This is a genomic window from Pseudomonas sp. BB438, assembly GCF_057180225.1.
The window spans coordinates 4,687,408-4,703,805 of sequence record NZ_CM170001.1 but is presented as its reverse complement, the minus strand read 5'-3'; the positions used below and the strand labels follow the sequence as shown (position 1 = coordinate 4,703,805).

17 protein-coding genes are annotated in these 16,398 nt (G+C 65.4%); 15 read left to right on the top strand and 2 right to left on the bottom strand.

Annotation, left to right across the window (positions count from 1 at the left end; all coding sequences use genetic code 11):
* The first annotated feature begins 65 nt into the window (after positions 1 to 65).
* The 15 genes from AC1ZV1_RS21555 (at position 66) to AC1ZV1_RS21485 (ending at position 14,852) form a co-directional block, all read left to right on the top strand.
* The gene (locus AC1ZV1_RS21555) at positions 66 to 407 is read left to right on the top strand and encodes a flagellar protein FlaG (protein ID WP_484293537.1); all 342 of its coding nucleotides are present in this window, start codon (positions 66 to 68) and stop codon (positions 405 to 407) included.
* 101 nt (positions 408 to 508) lie between these two features.
* On the top strand, positions 509 to 1,909 hold the full coding sequence (gene fliD, locus AC1ZV1_RS21550; RefSeq protein WP_484293536.1) for a flagellar filament capping protein FliD: 1,401 nt from the start codon (positions 509 to 511) through the stop codon (positions 1,907 to 1,909).
* 138 nt (positions 1,910 to 2,047) lie between these two features.
* On the top strand, positions 2,048 to 2,428 hold the full coding sequence (fliS, locus tag AC1ZV1_RS21545) for a flagellar export chaperone FliS (protein ID WP_484293535.1): 381 nt from the start codon (positions 2,048 to 2,050) through the stop codon (positions 2,426 to 2,428).
* Positions 2,429 to 2,454: 26 nt separating this feature from the next.
* Positions 2,455 to 2,751 carry a flagellar protein FliT gene (gene fliT / locus AC1ZV1_RS21540; RefSeq protein WP_484293534.1) on the top strand — a complete coding sequence of 99 codons (297 nt, stop codon included), beginning with the start codon at positions 2,455 to 2,457 and terminating at the stop codon, positions 2,749 to 2,751.
* A 269-nt stretch (positions 2,752 to 3,020) separates the two neighbouring features.
* Positions 3,021 to 4,496 (top strand): sigma-54 dependent transcriptional regulator, encoded by a 1,476-nt coding sequence (locus tag AC1ZV1_RS21535; RefSeq protein WP_484293533.1) that lies wholly within the window; start codon positions 3,021 to 3,023, stop codon positions 4,494 to 4,496.
* A gap of 122 nt (positions 4,497 to 4,618) precedes the next feature.
* Positions 4,619 to 5,848 carry a sensor histidine kinase gene (locus AC1ZV1_RS21530; protein ID WP_484293532.1) on the top strand — a complete coding sequence of 410 codons (1,230 nt, stop codon included), beginning with the start codon at positions 4,619 to 4,621 and terminating at the stop codon, positions 5,846 to 5,848.
* A 5-nt stretch (positions 5,849 to 5,853) separates the two neighbouring features.
* Complete coding sequence (gene fleR, locus AC1ZV1_RS21525) at positions 5,854 to 7,269, top strand: sigma-54-dependent response regulator transcription factor FleR (protein WP_484293531.1); 1,416 nt, start codon at positions 5,854 to 5,856, stop codon at positions 7,267 to 7,269.
* 273 nt (positions 7,270 to 7,542) lie between these two features.
* Positions 7,543 to 7,872 carry a flagellar hook-basal body complex protein FliE gene (gene fliE / locus AC1ZV1_RS21520; RefSeq protein ID WP_484293530.1) on the top strand — a complete coding sequence of 110 codons (330 nt, stop codon included), beginning with the start codon at positions 7,543 to 7,545 and terminating at the stop codon, positions 7,870 to 7,872.
* Between the two features lie 19 nt (positions 7,873 to 7,891).
* A complete protein-coding gene (fliF, locus tag AC1ZV1_RS21515) occupies positions 7,892 to 9,685 on the top strand; it encodes a flagellar basal-body MS-ring/collar protein FliF (protein WP_484293529.1) in 1,794 nt (597 codons plus the stop codon).
* A complete protein-coding gene (fliG, locus tag AC1ZV1_RS21510) occupies positions 9,678 to 10,694 on the top strand; it encodes a flagellar motor switch protein FliG (protein ID WP_045212107.1) in 1,017 nt (338 codons plus the stop codon). The genes fliF and fliG overlap by 8 nt, the downstream gene beginning before the upstream one ends.
* A gap of 1 nt (position 10,695) precedes the next feature.
* Positions 10,696 to 11,493: a flagellar assembly protein FliH gene (gene fliH / locus AC1ZV1_RS21505; RefSeq protein WP_484293528.1), complete on the top strand. Its 798-nt coding sequence runs from the start codon at positions 10,696 to 10,698 to the stop codon at positions 11,491 to 11,493.
* Positions 11,483 to 12,838, top strand: coding sequence for a flagellar protein export ATPase FliI (gene fliI, locus AC1ZV1_RS21500; RefSeq protein ID WP_045212103.1), 1,356 nt, complete (start codon positions 11,483 to 11,485; stop codon positions 12,836 to 12,838). The genes fliH and fliI overlap by 11 nt, the downstream gene beginning before the upstream one ends.
* A 28-nt stretch (positions 12,839 to 12,866) precedes the next feature.
* A complete protein-coding gene (gene fliJ, locus AC1ZV1_RS21495) occupies positions 12,867 to 13,313 on the top strand; it encodes a flagellar export protein FliJ (protein ID WP_484293527.1) in 447 nt (148 codons plus the stop codon).
* Between the two features lie 61 nt (positions 13,314 to 13,374).
* Positions 13,375 to 14,211, top strand: coding sequence for an aminoglycoside phosphotransferase family protein (locus AC1ZV1_RS21490; protein WP_484293526.1), 837 nt, complete (start codon positions 13,375 to 13,377; stop codon positions 14,209 to 14,211).
* On the top strand, positions 14,199 to 14,852 hold the full coding sequence (locus AC1ZV1_RS21485; protein ID WP_484293525.1) for a DUF1345 domain-containing protein: 654 nt from the start codon (positions 14,199 to 14,201) through the stop codon (positions 14,850 to 14,852). The genes AC1ZV1_RS21490 and AC1ZV1_RS21485 overlap by 13 nt, the downstream gene beginning before the upstream one ends.
* A 9-nt stretch (positions 14,853 to 14,861) precedes the next feature.
* On the opposite strand, the gene AC1ZV1_RS21480 is transcribed toward AC1ZV1_RS21485, so the two are convergent.
* Positions 14,862 to 15,479: a LysE family translocator gene (locus AC1ZV1_RS21480; RefSeq protein WP_484293524.1), complete on the bottom strand. Its 618-nt coding sequence runs from the start codon at positions 15,477 to 15,479 to the stop codon at positions 14,862 to 14,864.
* A gap of 48 nt (positions 15,480 to 15,527) precedes the next feature.
* Positions 15,528 to 16,328, bottom strand: coding sequence for an AraC family transcriptional regulator (locus AC1ZV1_RS21475; protein ID WP_484293523.1), 801 nt, complete (start codon positions 16,326 to 16,328; stop codon positions 15,528 to 15,530).
* Positions 16,329 to 16,398: the final 70 nt, after the last annotated feature.

Here is a 16,398-nt window from a genome sequence, read left to right as displayed (position 1 = left end):
GCAAAAAAACGGAAGGAAGGGCGCCCAGCGCCCTTCCTTGCTTTGCGTGTGGAGGGTAAAACCTGATGGATACCAGCCTCGGAATCAACACCCCGCGTCCGGTCGACAGCACCGCTCAGGGCGGCAAGCCGGCCGGTGGCAACAGCTTGCCGCAGAGCGCCAAGGAATCGCCGGCCCTGGTCGGCAAGCGCAACCTCGATGAAGCGGTCAGCCGTCTGCGTGAGCAAGCCCAGTCGGTGCAACGCAACCTGGAATTCTCGGTGGACGACGCCAGTGGCGAGACCGTGGTAAAGGTCGTGGCCTCTGATACCGGCGAAGTCATCCGGCAGATTCCTTCGGAAGTTGCGCTCAAGTTGGCAGAAAGCCTGAAGGAAGCGGGTAATCTGCTGTTCAGCGAACGCGCCTGATCTCTGTTTTGCAGAGAGCTGGCGCGATTCTTGAATGAGGCGTCACCAGACGCAGGCGGCAAGCAGAGAACCGCCAGAAATTTGGACAGGAGGGTAGGCAAATGGCCGGGACTTCGATCAATGGCGTAGGGTCGGGATACGACATCGACTCCATCGTGACCTCGTTGGTGAACGCGCAGAAGGCGCCGAAACAAAGCCAGATCACCACGCAGCAGACCAAGGCCAATACCCAGCTGTCGGCGCTCGGTACGCTCAAGAGCGCTCTGTCCACCTTCAAGACTGCGCTGGACAAGCTCAATGACAGCAGCTCCTTCGCCGGTCTGGCGGTCAAGTCGTCCAGCACCGACACCCTGACGGCCACGCTCGGTACCGGCGCCACCGCCGGCACTTACAAGATTGTCGTCGACAACCTGGCCACCAGTTCCAAGGTCGCCACCCAGTACATCGACAAGTCTGCCAGCTTCGGCGCAGGCAGCCTGAAGATCACCCAGGGCAACAGCACCTATACGGTGAACGTGTCCGCCGGGTCCGATCTGTCGACCATTCGCGACAGCATCAACACCCAGCTCAAGTCCAGCGGTATCACCGCCAACATCATCACCGACGCCACCGGCCCGCGTCTGGTCCTGGGCTCCACCGTCACCGGTGCAGGCAGTGACATCAGCGTCGAGGCCAGCGGTGACAGCAGCCTGGACGTGCTCAATATCGATGGTGACGGCACCAAGGCCTCGGCGACTGCTGGCGGATATATCGATACGATCGCCAAGGACGCGAGCTACACGATCGACGGCCTGAAGATGACCAGCTCGACCAACACCATCAGCAGCGCCATCAGTGGTGTTTCCTTTACCCTGGCTGCGGCGGGTACCTCGACGGTGACCGTCGACACCAACAAGGACGGTCTGAAAACCTCGATCCAGTCCTTCGTCGACTCGTACAACGCCCTGATCACCTCGATCAACTCACTGACCAAGGTGACTAACACCACCGACAGCGACGGCAATCCGACGACCAGCGCCGCGGCGCTGTCCGGCGATGCCATGACCCGCTCGCTGCTCAGTGGCCTGCGCAATGAACTGGTGGGCTCTTCCTCCAGCGGCGGCACCATCAAGCTGCTCTCCCAGCTGGGCATTTCCACTCAGAACGACGGTACCCTGTCGGTCGACGACAAGAAGCTCGATACCGCGCTGACCAACAACTTCTCCTCGGTGCAAGGCTTCTTCACGGGCAAGGGCGGCCTGCTCGATCGCATGAGCAGCAGCCTCACGAGCTACACCCAGAGCAACGGCCTGCTCGACCAGCGCACCAGCAACCTGAACCAGACGCTGAGCGACCTGGCCACCCAGCAGACCGCGCTGACCAACCGCATGGACAAGCTGACCACCACGCTCATGGCCAAGTACAACGCCATGGACTCCCTGGTCGCCCAGCTCAATGCCACCAAGTCCAGTGTGCTGACCACGCTGAACGCGCTGAACAAGACCAGCAGCTCCGACAGTTGATTCCTGAGCAGCCCGCCGCTCTGTGGCGGGCTGCCCGGCAGTACGCCCGTGCAGATTTTTGCCTAAAGCTTTTCCCACCCTCGCCGATACGTTGAATATCGACGATTTGATCGTTCAGCGAATCAAAGGGGAAATCAGATGAACGCTTCGGCAGCACTGCGCCAGTACCAGAACGTGAACAACCAGTCGCAGGTGCACGACGCCTCTCCCCATCGTCTGATCCAGATGCTGATGGAAGGCGGCCTGAGCCGCATCGCCCAGGCGCGTGGTTCGATGGAGCGTGAGCAGTTCGCCCAGAAGGGCATGCTGATCGCCAAGACCACTGCGATCATCGCTGGCCTGCGCGAAGCGCTGAATTTCGAAGCCGGTGGTGAGGTGGCGGAGAACTATGCCAACCTGTACGACTACATGAGTCGTCGCCTGGGCGACGCCAACCGCAGCAACGATGTCGAAATCCTCGACGAAGTGTCCGGCCTGCTGCGCACCATCAAGGAAGGTTGGGACGCCATCGCTCCGTGATAGCGGCCTGCCAGGAGATACCGAACATGACCCTCGCCGTCCAGCAGATCGAACAGACCCGCCTCGCCCTCGGGGCCGCGCTGGCCCAGGAAGACTGGGAAGCCGTCGCCCGGCTCGACCTCGAGTGCCGCGAGCACGTCGATGCCGCCATGGTCGAACCGATGGATGACGACAGCGATCTCAAGCGCAGCCTGGAAGGGTTGCTGGCGCTGTACCGCGAACTGGTCCAGGCTGTCACGCGTCAGCGCGAGGATGTGGCCACCGAGATCGTCCGCGTCAATCGTTCCCACCAGGGTGCCAAGGTTTATCAGATGTTTGGCTGATCCATTCGGATCGGTTCTCTTTCGGCGGTGCTCGGTCAGATGCCGGTGGCCGCCGCCTCCTCTTCGAACTACCCTCCAGTTCGATTGCCATGACGGGGATCAACACCCTTCGTCGGGCTGCATCAAAAAAAACACGCCATAAATTTGACTCGAGCCACAAATTTGACTTAACTAGTGGCCAAATGCTGGCTAGCACGAGGAAATTGTGCTGTGGCCAGATCGTGTCAGCCGCCGTAGTACGGCCTTCAAGCCCGGGATGACAAGCTAAGATGTGGCGCGAAACGAAAATCCTCGTGATCGATGACAACCAGGACCGTTGCCGGGACCTCTCGGTGATCATCAGCTTCCTGGGCGAAGACCAGCTGTCCTGCAGCAGCCGTGACTGGCGCCAGGTCGTCGACCCGCTGCCCAACGGCAGCCGCGACGTCCTCTGCGTGCTGGTCGGCGCGGTGGAGAGCAAGGGCGGCGCGCTGGAGCTGCTCAAGCAGCTCGCGGCCTGGGACGAATACCTGCCCGTCCTGCTGATGGGTGAGCCGGTGCCTAACGAATGGCCCGAGGAGCTGCGCCGTCGCGTGCTGGCCAGCCTCGAGATGCCGCCCAGCTACAACAAGCTGCTCGACTCCCTGCACCGTGCCCAGGTCTATCGGGAGATGTACGATCAGGCCCGCGAGCGCGGCCGCCAGCGCGAGCCCAACCTGTTCCGCAGCCTGGTGGGCACCAGCCGTGCCATCCAGCAGGTACGGCAGATGATGCAGCAGGTCGCCGATACCGACGCCAGCGTCCTGATCCTTGGTGAATCCGGTACCGGCAAGGAAGTGGTTGCGCGCAACCTGCACTATCACTCCAAGCGCCGCGATGCGCCCTTCGTGCCGGTCAACTGCGGCGCGATCCCCGCGGAGCTGCTGGAGAGCGAACTGTTCGGCCACGAGAAGGGCGCCTTCACCGGTGCCATCACCAGCCGGGCAGGGCGCTTCGAATTGGCCAACGGCGGCACCCTGTTCCTCGACGAGATCGGCGACATGCCGTTGCCGATGCAGGTCAAGTTGCTGCGCGTGCTGCAGGAGCGCACTTTCGAGCGCGTGGGCAGCAACAAGACGCAGAACGTGGACGTGCGCATTATCGCCGCGACCCACAAGAACCTTGAAAAGATGATCGAGGACGGCAGCTTCCGCGAAGACCTGTACTACCGCCTCAACGTCTTCCCCATCGAGATGGCCCCGCTGCGCGAGCGCGTGGAAGACATCCCGTTGCTGATGAACGAACTGATCTCGCGCATGGAGCACGAGAAGCGCGGGTCGATCCGCTTCAACTCCGCCGCCATCATGTCGCTCTGCCGCCACGACTGGCCAGGCAACGTGCGCGAGCTGGCGAACCTGGTCGAGCGCCTGGCGATCATGCATCCCTATGGCGTGATCGGCGTGGGCGAGCTGCCGAAGAAATTCCGTCACGTCGATGACGAGGACGAGCAACTGGCAACCAGCCTCCGTGAGGAGCTGGAGGAGCGTGCGGCGATCACCGCCGGTCTGCCGGGTCTCGACTCGCCGGCCATGCTGCCGGCCGAAGGCATCGACCTGAAGGATTATCTCGCCAACCTGGAGCAGGGCCTGATCCAGCAGGCGCTGGACGACGCCAGCGGCGTCGTCGCTCGCGCCGCCGAACGTCTGCGCATCCGCCGTACCACCCTGGTGGAGAAAATGCGCAAGTACGGCATGAGCCGCCGCGAAGAGGAAATGGCGGAGGATTGACGCCTCCGCCTGACTCGTTTTTTCAAGTCATTGAAATATAACGAGTAAATTTTAGGCACGGGGTTTGCTAAGACTCATCCGACCGACAGATTCACGCCGTCGGACGGATGAGGAAACCCAGCATGATGCCCGCCACCAATCGCCAGACTGAACGCGCTGCCCAACTCCCTGCAGAATCGCTGCAGGTGCCAGTGGAGCAGCAGAGCCGTGCCCATCTGGAGCAGACGTTCGAGCTGTTCAGCCAGATGTCCAGCCAGCTCAGCCAGTCCTACAGTCTGCTGGAAGCCCGCGTCACCGAGCTGAAGGGCGAACTCGCCCTGGTCAGTGCGCAGCGCATGCAGGAACTGGCGGAGAAGGAGCGTCAGGCCAATCGCCTGCAGAGCCTGCTCGACGTGCTGCCAGGCGGCGTCATCATGATCGACGGCCAGGGCGTGGTCCGCGATGCCAATCCGGTGGCGGTCGCGCTGCTTGGCAAACCGCTGGTGGGCATGCTCTGGCGTGAAGTCATTGCCCGCAGCTTCGCCCCGCGTGCCGACGACGGCCACGAAGTTTCCCTGCGCGATGGCCGCCGCGTGTCCATCGCCATCCGCCCGCTGAACGGCGAACCCGGCCAGCTCATCCTGCTCAACGACCTGACGGAAACCCGTCGCCTGCAGGACCAGCTCGCCCGTCACGAGCGCCTGTCCGCCCTGGGCCGCATGGTCGCCTCGCTGGCCCACCAGATCCGCACACCGCTGTCCGCCGCCATGCTCTATGCCGGTCACCTGAGCGAAGGCGAGCTGCCGGTCCAGCAGCAACAGCGTTTCGCCGGCCGCATCAAGGAGCGCCTGCACGAGTTGGAAAGCCAGGTGCGCGACATGCTGGTGTTTGCCCGCGGCGAGCTGCCGCTACCGGATCGCCTGGCGCCCAGCCAGTTGTTCGCCAGCCTGCGTGCGGCGGCGGAGTCCCATGTCGCCGGGCTGAACATTCGCTGGCAGTGCGACGCCCGCGCCGGCGAACTGCTGTGCAACCGCGACACCCTGGTCGGCACTGTACTCAACCTGGTGGAGAACGCCATCCAGGCCGCCGGCCGCGACGTGCGCCTGAAGGTGCACCTGTATCAGCGCGACAACAGCCTGCGCCTGTCCATCAGCGACAACGGCCCGGGCATGAGCGCGGAAACCCTGGCGCGCCTGGGCGAGCCTTTCTTCACCACCAAGACCACCGGCACCGGCCTCGGCCTTGCCGTGGTGAAAGCCGTCGCCAAGGCCCACCAGGGCGAGCTGCGCCTGCACTCGCGTCCCGGTGTCGGCACCTGCGCCACCCTGATTCTGCCGCTGATCCTGGCTCAACCCGTCGTCCACGAGGAATGATTTCCATGGCCGCCAAAGTCCTGCTGGTCGAAGACGACCGCGCCCTTCGTGAAGCCCTCTCCGATACCCTGTCGCTCGGTGGACATGACTTCGTCGCCGTCGATTGCGCCGAGGCCGCGCTGCCGGCATTGGAGAAAGACGCCTTCAGCCTGGTGATCAGCGACGTGAACATGCCGGGCATGGACGGGCACCAGTTGCTCGGCCTGATCCGCAAGCGCCATCCGCAACTGCCGGTGCTGCTGATGACCGCCTACGGTGCTGTCGATCGCGCCGTGGATGCCATGCGCCAGGGCGCTGCCGATTACCTGGTCAAGCCATTCGAGCCCCGCGCGCTGCTGGAGCTGGTGGCGCGCCATGCGCTGGGGGCTGTATCCGCCAGCGTTGGCGAAGGCCCCGTGGCGCTGGAGCCGGCCAGCCAGCAACTGCTGGAGCTGGCTGCTCGTGTCGCGCGCAGTGATTCCACCGTGCTGATCTCCGGCGAGTCCGGTACCGGCAAGGAAGTCCTGGCGCAGTACATCCATCAGCAGTCGCCGCGCGCCGACAAACCCTTCGTCGCGATCAACTGCGCGGCGATTCCGGACAACATGCTCGAGGCCACGCTGTTCGGCCACGAGAAGGGCGCGTTCACCGGCGCCATTGCCGCCCAGCCGGGCAAGTTCGAGTTGGCCGATGGCGGCACCATCCTGCTCGACGAAATCTCGGAGATGCCGCTGGCTCTTCAAGCCAAGCTGCTGCGTGTGTTGCAGGAGCGTGAAGTGGAGCGTGTCGGTGCGCGCAAGCCGATCAGCCTGGACATCCGCGTGCTCGCCACCACCAACCGCGACCTGCTCGGTGAAGTGGCCGCGGGCCGTTTCCGCGAGGACCTCTACTATCGCCTGTCGGTCTTCCCGCTGGCATGGCGCCCGCTGCGCGAACGTCCCGCCGACATCCTGCCGCTGGCCGAGCGCCTGATGGCCAAGTACGCGCGCAAGATGAACCTCGCGCCGGTGACCCTGGCCGATTGCGCTCGCGCCGCGTTGCTGGCGCACCCGTGGCCGGGCAACGTGCGCGAACTGGACAATGCCATCCAGCGTTCGCTGATCCTGCAGCAGGGTGGCCAGGTGCAGGCTGTCGACCTGTGCCTGAGCGCGCCTATCGGCTTGGCGCCGCGTCCGCTGCTGGCAGCGGTGCCGATGGCGGCCGTGCCGCAGGTTCCGGCCAGCGTCGAAATTCCGTCACAGGTCTCTGCGGAAGCCGGGCAACTGGGCGAAGACCTCAAGCGCCGCGAGTTCCAGATGATCATCGATACCCTGCGCAGCGAGCGAGGACGTCGCAAGGAAGCCGCCGAGCGGCTGGGCATCAGCCCCCGCACCCTGCGCTACAAGCTCGCGCAGATGCGCGACGCCGGCATGGACGTGGAGGCCTATCTCTACGCCAGTTGAGTTGCAGACAGACCCCCTCTTGGCCCGCATTCGTGCGGGCCTTTTCTTGGCGCGTTCACCGCGCGAGCGAGCGTGCGCTCGCTCCAACGGCTGATGCCTGTCGCTGGCGGTGAAACAATCACCCCTGGTGTACTGGCGCGTCTCTGAAACGCCCATCCCAGAGCCCCATTCCGCATTTTTCCAGCGTCTGGAAAACCTGGCACCCAAGTTGCAAACACCTCTGCAAAGCGCTGCGCAGTGTCAAAAAACCGCGGCCAGTCGGAGGGGTAAGTGATGAGTCAGGGTATCGAGTTCAATCGTCTGCTGCTGGAAATGCGCTCCATGCAAATGGAGGCCATGGCCAAGGCGAAGACGCAGGCCGCGCCGGTCGAGACCGGCGCGCCGAGCTTCTCGCAGATGCTCGGCCAGGCGGTGGACAAGGTGAACGGTACCCAGCAGGTCGCTTCCGACATGGCGAATGCATTCGAGATGGGACAGAGCGGTGTCGATCTCACCGACGTGATGATCGCTTCGCAAAAGGCCAGTGTTTCTTTCCAGGCGATGACCCAGGTACGCAACAAGCTCGTGCAGGCGTACCAGGACATCATGCAGATGCCGGTTTGAGCGGCGAGGATCGTAGGTAATGGCTGAAGCCACCGTTGTTGACAGTCAGGTTCCCGCCAAGCTCGGTGCCGACGCGCCGAAGAAGCCGCTGCTGGGCCTGACGTTCCTCGAGAATCTCGCGGACATGCCGGTGCTGCGCCAGGTCGGCCTGCTGGTCGGCCTCGCCGCGAGTATCGCCATCGGTTTCGGCATGGTCCTGTGGTCCCAGCAGCCGGACTACAAGCCGCTCTATGGCAGCCTCAACGGTGTTGACGCCAACAAGGTGGTCGAGGCGCTGTCTGCCGCCGACATCGGCTACAAGATCGAGCCCAATTCCGGCGCGCTGCTGGTGAAGGCCGATGACCTGGGCCGTGCACGCATGAAAGTCGCCGGCGCGGGCCTGGCGCCGACCGACAGCAACGTCGGCTTCGAGATCCTCGACAAGGAACAGGCGCTGGGCACCAGCCAGTTCATGGAAGCGACCAACTACCGTCGCGGCCTGGAAGGCGAACTCGCCCGCACCGTTTCCAGCCTGAACAACGTGAAGGCTGCCCGTGTGCACCTGGCGATCCCGAAGAGCTCGGTGTTCGTCCGTGACGACCGCAAGCCCAGTGCCTCGGTACTGGTCGAGTTGTACCCGGGCCGCACGCTGGAGCCGAGCCAGGTGCTGGCCATCGTCAACCTGGTCGCCACCAGCGTGCCGGAACTGGATAAGTCCCAGGTCACCGTGGTCGACCAGAAGGGCAACCTGCTCTCCGACCAGCAGGAGCTCTCCGAGCTGACCATGGCGGGCAAGCAGTTCGACTTCACCCGCCGCATGGAAAGCAACTTCACCCAGCGCGTGCACAGCATCCTCGCGCCGGTACTGGGCAACGGCCGCTACAAGGCCGAGGTGTCCGCCGACGTTGACTTCAGCGCCGTGGAGTCCACCTCCGAGTCGTTCAACCCGGACCAGCCGGCCCTGCGCAGCGAGCAGGTGAACAACGAGGAACGGCAGAACAGCAACGGTCCGCAGGGCGTGCCGGGTGCGCTGTCCAATCAGCCGCCGGGCCCGGCCAGCTCGCCGCAGACCACAGGTCAGAACGCTGGCGCGGATTTCGTCGCGCCCGGTCAACCGCTCAAGGACGCCAACGGCCAGACGATCATCGATCCGAAGACCGGCAAGCCGGAACTGGCGCCGTACCCGACCGACAAGCGCCAGCAGAACACCCGCAACTACGAGCTGGATCGTTCGGTGAGCTACACCAAGCAGCAGCAGGGTCGCCTGCGCCGGCTTTCCGTCGCAGTGGTGCTGGATGACCGCATGATCGCCGATCCGAAGACCGGCGAAGTCAGCCACCAGCCGTGGTCGGCCGATGAGCTGGCGCGCTTCACCCGCCTGGTGCAGGACGCGGTAGGCTATGACGCCAGCCGTGGCGACAGCGTCAGTGTGATCAACGCACCGTTCGCCCCGGAACTGGGTGATGACATCGCTGCGCCGCCGTTCTACTCGCAGCCCTGGTTCTGGGACGTGGTCAAGCAGGTGCTGGGCATCGTCTTCATCCTGGTACTGGTGCTGGGCGTGCTGCGGCCGGTGCTGAACAACCTGTCGGGCAACAAGAGCAAGGCCCTGGTGGGCGGTGGCGCTGGAGGCGAAGGTGGCCTGGGCGAGTTGGGCGGTCTGGAGGGCGAACTGTCCGAAGATCGCGTGAGCCTCGGTGGCCCGGCCAGCATCCTGCTGCCCAGTCCGTCCGAGGGGTACGATGCACAATTGAATGCGATCAAGACACTGGTCGCCCAGGACCCGGGGCGCGTTGCCCAGGTAGTGAAGGACTGGATCAATTCCGATGAGTGAAGCGCGCATGAACGCCAAACTGAACAAGGTCGACAAGGCTGCCATCCTGCTGCTCTCCCTGGGTGAGACTGATGCCGCACAGGTGCTGCGCCACATGGGCCCGAAGGAAGTGCAGAAGGTCGGCGTGGCCATGGCGCAGATGCGCAATGTGCACCGTGAGCAGGTCGAGCAGGTGATGGGTGAGTTCGTCGAGATCGTCGGCGACCAGACCAGCCTTGGCGTGGGCGCTGACAGCTACATTCGCAAGATGCTCACCCAGGCCCTGGGCGAGGACAAGGCGAACAACCTCATCGACCGCATCCTGCTGGGCGGCAACACCAGTGGCCTGGACAGCCTGAAGTGGATGGAGCCGCGCGCCGTGGCCGACGTGATCCGCTACGAGCACCCGCAGATCCAGGCCATCGTGGTCGCCTACCTCGATCCGGACCAGGCCGGCGAAGTGCTCAGTCACTTCGACCACAAGGTGCGCCTGGACATCATCCTGCGCGTGTCCTCGCTCAACACCGTGCAGCCGTCCGCGCTCAAGGAACTGAACCTGATTCTGGAGAAGCAGTTCGCCGGCAACGCCAACTCCACCCGCACCACCATGGGCGGCGTGAAGCGCGCGGCGGACATCATGAACTACCTCGACAGCTCGGTCGAAGGCGCGCTGATGGACGCCATCCGCGAAGTCGACGAAGACCTTTCGGGCCAGATCGAAGACCTGATGTTCGTCTTCGACAACCTCGCCGACGTCGACGACCGCGGCATCCAGGCGCTGCTGCGCGAGGTGTCCTCCGATGTGCTGGTGCTGGCCCTCAAGGGCTCGGACGAGGCGATCCGCGAGAAGATCTTCCGCAACATGTCCAAGCGTGCCGCCGAGCTGCTGCGCGACGATCTGGAGGCCAAGGGCCCGGTGCGCGTCAGCGAAGTGGAGGGGGCGCAGAAGGAAATCCTCACCATTGCCCGTCGCATGGCCGAGTCCGGCGAAATCGTGCTGGGTGGCAAGGGTGGCGAGGAGATGATCTGACGTGGTACCGCCGGCGAAGGATGAAGACAAACTCAGCGAGCTGATCCGCGCGCGCGACGTGGCGGGCTTCGACCGCTGGTCGCTGCCCAGCTTCGACCCGGCACGCCCGGCCCCCGAGCCCGAGCCGGAACCCGAGCCGGACGTCGAGGAGCAGCCGCAGATCGAGGAAGTGCCGGAGGAAGAGGTCAAACCGCTGACGCTGGACGAACTCGAGGCGATCCGTCAGGAGGCTTATAACGAGGGCTTCTCCACTGGCGAGAAGGACGGCTTCCACGCCGGCCAGATCAAGGCGCGCCAGGAAGCCGACGCGGCGCTGCAGCCGCGCCTGCAGAATCTCGAAACCCTGATGTCGCACCTGCTCGACCCCATCGCCGAACAGGACCAGATGCTCGAGCAGGGCATGCTCAACCTGGTGACCCACGTGGTGCGCCAGGTGGTGCAGCGCGAGCTGGCCACCGACTCCAGCCAGATCCGCCTGGTGCTGCGCGAGGCGCTCAAGCTGCTGCCCATGGGCGCCAGCAACATCCGCATCCAGGTCAACCCGCAGGACTTCGAGCTGGTGAAGGCCCTGCGCGATCGCCACGAGGAAAGCTGGAAGATCATCGAGGACGACGGCCTGCTGCCCGGCGGCTGCCGCATCGAGACCGAACACTCGCGCATCGACGCCACCGTCGAGACGCGCCTGGCCCAGGCCGTGAAACAACTCTTCGAACAGCAGCGCGACCAGGCGACCCATGCGCTGGAGCCTGATCTGCACGTGGACCTCGCCGCTGCTCAGGACAGCTCCGATGCGCCTTGATCGCGTCAGCTTCGCCCGCCGTCTGCAGGGTTACAGCGATGCCGTGAGCCTGCCGACCCAGCCGGTGGTGGAAGGCCGCCTGCTGCGCATGGTCGGCCTGACGCTGGAGGCCGAGGGCCTGCAGGCGGCCGTCGGCAGCCGCTGCCAGGTGATCAACGACGGCGGCTATCATCCGGTGCAGGTGGAGGCGGAAGTCATGGGTTTCGCCGGCAGCAAGATCTACCTGATGCCGGTGGGCAGCCTCGTCGGCATCGCCCCTGGCGCCCGCGTGGTGCCGCTGCCGGACTCCGGTCGCCTGCCCATGGGCATGTCCATGCTCGGCCGCGTGCTCGACGGTGTCGGCCGTGCGCTGGATGGCAAGGGCGGCATGCGCGCCGAGGACTGGGTGCCGATGGATGGCCCGATCATCAACCCGCTGGCGCGCGATCCGATTCATGAGCCGATGGACGTCGGCATCCGCTCGATCAACTCCCTGCTCACCGTTGGCCGCGGCCAGCGTCTGGGCCTGTTCGCCGGTACCGGTGTGGGTAAGTCCGTGTTGCTGGGCATGATGACCCGCTTCACCAAGGCCGACATCATCGTGGTGGGGCTGATCGGCGAGCGGGGCCGCGAGGTGAAGGAATTCATCGAGCACATCCTCGGCGAGGAAGGCCTGAAGCGTTCCGTGGTCGTCGCCTCGCCGGCGGACGATGCGCCGCTGATGCGCCTGCGCGCCGCGCAGTACTGCACCCGCATCGCCGAATACTTTCGCGACAAGGGCAAGAACGTCCTGCTGCTGATGGATTCCCTGACCCGATACGCCCAGGCCCAGCGCGAGATCGCCCTGGCGATCGGCGAGCCGCCGGCGACCAAGGGCTATCCGCCGTCGGTGTTCGCCAAGCTGCCGCGCCTGGTCGAACGCGCCGGCAATGGTGAGAAGGGCGGCGGCTCGATCACCGCGTTCTACACCGTGCTCAGCGAAGGCGACGACCAGCAGGACCCGATCGCCGACGCCGCGCGGGGTGTGCTCGACGGTCACTTCGTGCTGTCGCGCCGGCTGGCCGAGGAAGGCCATTATCCGGCCATCGACATCGAGGCCTCGATCAGCCGGGTGATGCCGCAGGTCACCACCCCCGAACACTTGCGTGACGCCCAGCGTTTCAAGCAGCTGTGGTCGCGCTACCAGCAGAGCCGCGACCTGATCAGCGTCGGTGCCTACGTGGCCGGCGGCGATCCGGAGACCGACCTGGCAATCCAGCGCTTCCCGATCATGCGCCAGTTCCTGCGCCAGGCCCTGGACGAAAGCCAGAACCTCGACGACAGCCGCCTGTTGCTGGACGCCGTGGTCAGCGGCAAGGCTGGCTGATGGCGCGTTCGCAGGGATGGCGTAGCGCATGAACCGCCGCGCCGAACGCCTCGCCCCGGTGGTGGACATGGCGCTCAAGGCCGAGCGCGAGGCCGCGCGCCAGCTCGGCCAGATGCAGGGCCAGTTGCAGCAGGCGCAACGCAAGCTCGCCGAGCTGGAACGCTATCGCTTCGACTACCAGCAGCAATGGATCAGCAACGGCCAGCAGGGCGTCAGCGGTCAGTGGCTGATCAACTACCAGCGCTTCCTCTCTCAGCTCGAAGGTGCCGTCGAACAGCAGAATCGCTCGGTGGCCTTCCACGAGACCAACGTGGGCAAGGCCCGGGTCATCTGGCAGGAGAAGTACGCTCGCCTGGAAGGCCTGCGCAAGCTGGTCGAACGTTACCGTGAAGAAGCACGGCTGGCCGCCGACAAGTACGAGCAGAAGCAGCTCGACGAATTCGCTCAGCGCCTGAAGCCTTCACCCGAGCAATAGCGAACGGATTCCGCCGGACGCCGTGCTAGTCTCCAGTCAGTCTTCCTGGTTGGACCCCCTCATGCCTCTTCCCACGCCTGTGCCTGTGGATTTCCAGCGCGTCCTGCAACTCTGGCAGCTCGTTCCCCAGGGTGAGCCGATCATCACCCCCAGCAGCCACCTGCTGCCAGTCCGCTGGATGGGGCGGGCGGCAATGATCAAGCGTGCGCTGGATGTCGACGAACAGGGCGGCGGACGGGTGATGAGCTGGTGGTGCGGCGAGGGGGCCGCGCAGGTCTTTGCCTACGATGGCGACACGATCCTGATGGAGCGCGCCGAAGGTGGTCGTTCGCTGATGCACATGGCGCTTCACGGCGAGGATGACCAGGCCAGCCGCATCATCTGCGACACGCTGCGTCGCCTGCACTGGCCGCGCGCTACGCCGGCGCCCGCGTTGCTCGACCTGCGCCAGTGGTTCCGCGATCTGGCTCCGGCGGCCAGGCGTTATGGCGGCCTGTTCCCGCGCTGCCTGGACACCGCCGAGGCGCTGCTGGCCAGCGAGCATGACCGGCGCGTGCTGCATGGCGATGTCCATCACGACAACATCCTCGACTTCGGCGAGCGCGGCTGGCTGGCCATCGATCCCAAGCGGCTCTTCGGCGAGCGCCTGTTCGACTATGCCAACCTGCTGTGCAATCCGGACCTGCCGACCGCGCGCGAGCGCACGCGCTTCCTGCGCCAGCTCGACGTGATCGTCGAGCATGCGGGCGTCGACCGGCGCCGCCTGCTGGAATGGGTGCTGGCGTTCGCCGGGCTGTCCGCCGCCTGGTTCCTCGACGACGGCATGGCCGCCGACAGCGACCTGAGCGTGGCGCATCTGGCGGCTGCCGAACTGGACCGCAGCGCATGCTGCGCCTGAGTCGCGACCTGCTGAAGGCGCATCCGCGCCTGGTCACCTCCGTGGTCATCGGCATACTGGTGGCGCTGGCGTGCTATCGGTTCGCGCCGATGACCCGCGTGCTGCTGGGTTGGAACTGCATGGCCTGGCTGTATGTGCTGCTGATCGGCTGGCTGGCCCTGCGCACGGCGCCGGCGGAAGTGCGCCGCCTGGCCGAGATCGAGGATGAGAACGCCGAAGCCGTGCTGGTGCTGGTGATCGTTGCCGCCGTGGCGAGCCTGGGCGCCATCGTTTTCGAACTGGCCACTGCCGGGCATGCCAATGGTGACGACAAGGTCCTCCGCTATGCCTTCACCGCCAGCACGGTGCTCGGCTCCTGGTTCCTCATCGGCACCGTCTTCACCATGCATTACGCCCGCCAGTTCTATTCGGCCGACGCGGCAGAGCCGGTGTTGCGCTTCCCGGGCGGCGAGAAGAATCCGGATTACTGGGACTTTCTCTACTTCTCCTTCACCCTCAGCGTGGCCGTGCAGACTTCGGACGTGGAGATCGCCTCGCGCACGATGCGCAAGGCGGTGCTGGCGCATTCGGTGATCGGCTTCCTGTTCAACACCGCGGTGCTGGGCCTGGCGATCAATATGGGCGCGGGGCTGGTCGGCTAGCGCCGGCGATCAGGGCTGAAGCGCCTCGAATGCCAGGCGCAGCGCCAGCACCAGAAAGGCCAGGGTGAAGCTCCAGCGGATCAACGTCATCACGGTGGGGCGACCGATCACGTAGTCGCGCACCCAGGCCGCCAGCAGCCCATAGCCGATGAACACGACGAAGGTCATCAGCGCGAACACCAGACCCAGCAGCAGGAACAGGCTCCTGACGGCCTCGCTGCCGGCCGGCACGAACTGCGGCAGGAAGGCCAGGAAGAACAGGCCGAGCTTGGGATTGAGCAGGTTGAGCCAGAGCCCGGTGCCCACCAGTTGCCCCATGCTGCGCGGTTGGCTGGACGCATTCAGCGCGAGGGCGCCGCTGCCGCGAAATACCTGCCAGGCGATGAACAGCAGATAGGCCGTGCCCAGTAGCTTGACCACCTGGAAGCTGGTGGCGCTGGCCTGCAGGATCACCGACAGGCCGAAGGTGGCGAGCAGCAGTTGCGGGAGCATGCCCAGGGTGCAGCCCAGTGCCGCGAGGCTTGCTGCGCGCGCACCGAGGCCCAGTCCGACGGCCAGGGTGTAGAGCACGCCGGTGCCGGGCAGCAAAACGACGACGAACGCCGTCAGCAGGAATTCTGCGTTCATTCCCGAGGATTTCCTGTGTGGAGGTGGAACGGCCGTAGGCCGACGCACTCAGGGTGCGGTTGGTTGCCTGAGCGATGAGCGCCATTGTCCCGGCGTCAGTCCGAGCTGGCGGGCGAAAGCGCGGGTCATGTGCGACTGGTCGGCGAAGCCGGCGAGCAGGGCGGCGTCGGCCAGCGCATGGCCTTCGCCGATGGCCTTGTGGGCCTGCCTCACGCGGTATTGCAGCAGGTAGGCGTGGGGCGTGGTGCCCAACTCGCGGCGGAAGCGACGCAGGGCCGCATAGGGTGTCAGCCCGGCGATGCCGGCCAGCTCCACCAGAGCCGGTGCGTTGCGCGGGTCATCGTGAATCCGCTCGAGCATGCGCGCCACGCTTCGCGACGGAAGAGCTGCCAGCGATCTGTCGGTTCGCGAGTCGAGCAGTGCGCCGAACAGGTCGAGCACGCCTTCGATGGCCTCGTTCGCGCTCGCCCTCGGCAGGTGCTGCATCAGGCTGGCGATGCGACGGGCGAGCCGGGGTTCGGCGAGGGCGGGCAGGGAGAATTCCCGGCCAGCCATGTCGGCGCTGGCCAGTTGGGCGATCAACGCCGGCTCGACGTACAGCATGCACCACCGACGCGCTGCGCCGCGCAGGGGAATACCGTCGTGCAGCTCGTTGGGGCTGACGGTGATGATGTCGCACGGCCCGGCCTCGACCTGGCCACGGCCACTCCAGGAACGATGCCCGCCCTCGAGCATCACGCCGATGCCGTACTCGTCGTGGGCGTGGCGCGGAAAGCTGCGCTGCGTGAGGATCTCGACGGTGCGCAGGCCGGGCAGGGCGGTGGTGGCGCAATTCACGGTGTGCAACATCGCTGGATCACCTGGCGCGGTGGGGGCGGCCTCCGGGCGCTGGGTCCGCGGCGGAGGGCTCCCGTTGACG